2 protein-coding genes are annotated in these 2958 nt (G+C 65.6%); both read right to left on the reverse strand.

Going from position 1 to position 2958, the window contains the following annotated elements; translation table 11 throughout:
• Positions 1 to 170: 170 nt before the first annotated feature.
• Positions 171 to 2171 carry an acetyl-CoA carboxylase biotin carboxylase subunit gene (locus ACIPIA_RS13400; RefSeq protein ID WP_400510259.1) on the reverse strand — a complete coding sequence of 667 codons (2001 nt, stop codon included), beginning with the start codon at positions 2169 to 2171 and terminating at the stop codon, positions 171 to 173.
• 120 nt (positions 2172 to 2291) lie between these two features.
• Entirely contained in the window at positions 2292 to 2741 is a 450-nt protein-coding gene (locus ACIPIA_RS13405) for a hypothetical protein (protein WP_400510261.1), read from the reverse strand.
• Positions 2742 to 2958 lie beyond the last annotated feature (217 nt).

The raw sequence follows: 2958 nt of genomic DNA on the forward strand, positions 1-2958 counted from the left end.
CTGCGCGTTGGGGTTCAGCGCCCGGAACGCCGGCGTGTCGAGCCCTCCAAAGGGCCCGCCGACATCGATACGCTCGAAATCCTGCCCGACCTCCCCCGCCGCCCAGACCACCTTCTGGACATTGATCGAGCTCAGCCGCCCCCAGATCTTCAGCACGTCCCGGCCCCTTCTCAGGCGAATTCCATGATGACAGCGTCGACGGCGAGCGAGTCGCCCTCGTTTGCCAGGATCTTGGCGATGGTGACGTCCTTCTCGGCGCGCAGCACGTTCTCCATCTTCATCGCCTCGACCATGGCCAGCGGCTCTCCGGCCTTGACCTCCTGCCCGACCGCGACGGCGATCGACTTGACCAGGCCCGGCATCGGGCAGAGCAGGAACTTGCCGGTATCAGCCGCGACCTTCTCCGGCATCAGCGCCGCGAGTTCGGCCTCGCGCAGCGTATAGACATGGGCGTTGGCATAGGCGCCGGCATGGCCGAGCGCGACGCCGTTCAGGATCGGGCGCACCTGCGCCGCGACCTTCACCCCGTCGAGCGTGCCGTGCCAGACCGGCTCACCAGCGCGCCAGTCGCTGACGACGCTGACGGTGCGGCCCGGGAAGGCGATGACGACGGCTTCGCCCTGCTCCGTCACATCGCCCTCGAAGCGCTCGCCCCCGAGTTGCACGATGCGCAGCCGGTCGAAGGAAACCTTGCGCCAGCCTTCCATCTGGGCGGAGACATGGCGCTTGCGCTGGTTCAGGCGATGGTCGCAAGCGATCGCGATCGCTGCCATGCGCTGCGCCGTCTCGCCATGCGGCACCGGCAGAGAGAAGCCTTCCGGGAATTCCTCGGCGATGAAGCCGGTCGAAAGATTGCCGGAAATCCAGCGCGGGTGCTGCATCACCGCCGCGACGAAGGGAATGTTGTGGCGGATGCCGTCGATGGCGAAGGCGTCGAGCGCGCGCGCCTGCGCCTTGATCGCGGCCTCGCGCGTCGGCGCATGCGTGACCAGCTTGGCGATCATCGGGTCGTAATAGATCGAGATCTCGCCGCCCTCGAAGACGCCGGTGTCGTTCCGGACCGTCGCCTCCCCGTCCGGGCCTTCCGCCGGCGGCCGATAGGTCACGAGGCGCCCCGTAGAAGGCAGGAAGTTGCGGGTCGGGTCCTCGGCATAGACGCGGCTTTCGACCGCCCAGCCATCGAGCTTCACATCGGCCTGCGAGATCGCGAGCTTCTCGCCGAAGGCTACGCGGATCATCTGCTCGACGAGGTCGATGCCGGTGATCATCTCCGTCACCGGATGCTCCACCTGCAGGCGGGTGTTCATCTCGAGGAAGTAGAAGGACTTGTCCTGGCCGGCGACGAACTCGACCGTGCCGGCCGAATCGTAGTTCACAGCCTTGGCCAGCGCGACCGCCTGTTCGCCCATCTTGCGCCGGGTCGCCTCGTCCAGCAGCGGCGACGGCGCCTCTTCCAGAACCTTCTGGTTGCGGCGCTGGATCGAGCACTCGCGCTCGCCGAGATAGATGGCGTTGCCGTGCTTGTCGCCCAGCACCTGGATCTCGATATGGCGGGGATCGACGATGAACTTCTCGACGAAGACGCGGTCGTCGCCAAAGGAGGACGCCGCTTCCGACTTGGCGCGCGCAAAGCCCTCGGCCACCTCGCCGGCCGAATGGGCGATGCGCATGCCCTTGCCGCCGCCGCCGGCTGAAGCCTTGATCATCACGGGATAGCCGATCTCGTCGGCGATCTTCACCGCATGCTCCGGGCTTTCGATGATGCCGAGAAAACCGGGAACCGTCGAAACCTTGGCGGCCGCCGCAGCCTTCTTCGATTCGATCTTGTCGCCCATCGCGGCGATCGCGCCCGGATTGGGGCCGATGAAGACGATCCCGTTATCCTTCAGCGCCTGGGCGAAGGCCTCTCGCTCGGACAGGAAGCCGTAGCCGGGATGCACCGCTTCGGCGCCGGTTTGCTTGCAGGCCGCGACGATCCTGTCGATCAGCAGATAGGACTGGGCGGCGGGAGCGGCACCGATATGGACGGCCTCATCGGCCATCTCGACATGAAGCGCGTCACGGTCGGCGTCCGAATAGACGGCCACCGTCTTGATGCCCATGCGCCGTGCCGTCTTGATGACGCGGCAGGCGATCTCGCCACGGTTCGCGATCAGGATTTTCGAGAACATGCGTGGGCCACTCCCGGCTTCAGACGAACCTGCATAGCCGGGGTGTATGGGACGCCGCAACCGCCGTCCACCAATGCGAAAGTCGGCTGCCCGCCAGACCGTTGTGCGCGGATGCGCAGGTCAGTTGGCGAGCAGGGCCCGGGACGTGCTTCCGGCGGCCGCCTTGGCGATCTCCTTGCCAGCGCCCTTGGCGAAGGCAAAGGCGAGCAGGGTCTCGTCGCAATGCTCGGCCTCGCGAACGATCTCGCTGGCGATGCGCTGGGCCACCGTGGTCGGCCCTTCGCCGGCCGACAGCGTCGGCACCAGCCAATGGGCCTTGTCGCGGTCGATCACGCCCGTCGGGCGGTTTTCCCAGACGGCGAAGTCGACGGCGACCGCCACCAGGTAATCCGCATAGGCCTTGCAGCTTTGCGGCACGGCCCGGTCGAGCGCGACCAGAACATCGATGATGTCGCGGGTCATGACGATGTCGTTCAAGATGTTACGCTGAAGCATCTTGACGTCTTCATCGTCGATCGCGCGACGATCCATCACGCGATCGACGAATTCACGAAGCTCATGGTCCATCATGTTCGAACCCCTGTCCGGCGTTGTTTTTTGCCGGTATGTCCCTGCTGTGGGAACACCATGCACCTCGCCCGGGCATCAGGTGGTTAACGCGCAAATCTGAACGGTTATTCAGGTTAAACGGAACTGAGTCGGCGTGGTTGCGAGGGTGTTACTGCCGCTCCGCGACAGCTCCGGAAGAGCCGAAATCGGACTCGTTCTGCCGCCCGCCCGCAAGCCA

The sequence above is a fragment of the Allobosea sp. CER48 genome (assembly GCF_044752385.1).
Classification (GTDB): Bacteria; Pseudomonadota; Alphaproteobacteria; order Rhizobiales; family Beijerinckiaceae; genus Allobosea.

Coding starts and splice junctions, on each gene's coding strand:
- ACIPIA_RS13400 (WP_400510259.1), bottom strand. CDS start 2,171: ATGTTCTCGAAAATCCTGATCGCGAACCGTGGCGAGATCGCCTGCCGC.
- ACIPIA_RS13405 (WP_400510261.1), bottom strand. CDS start 2,741: ATGATGGACCATGAGCTTCGTGAATTCGTCGATCGCGTGATGGATCGT.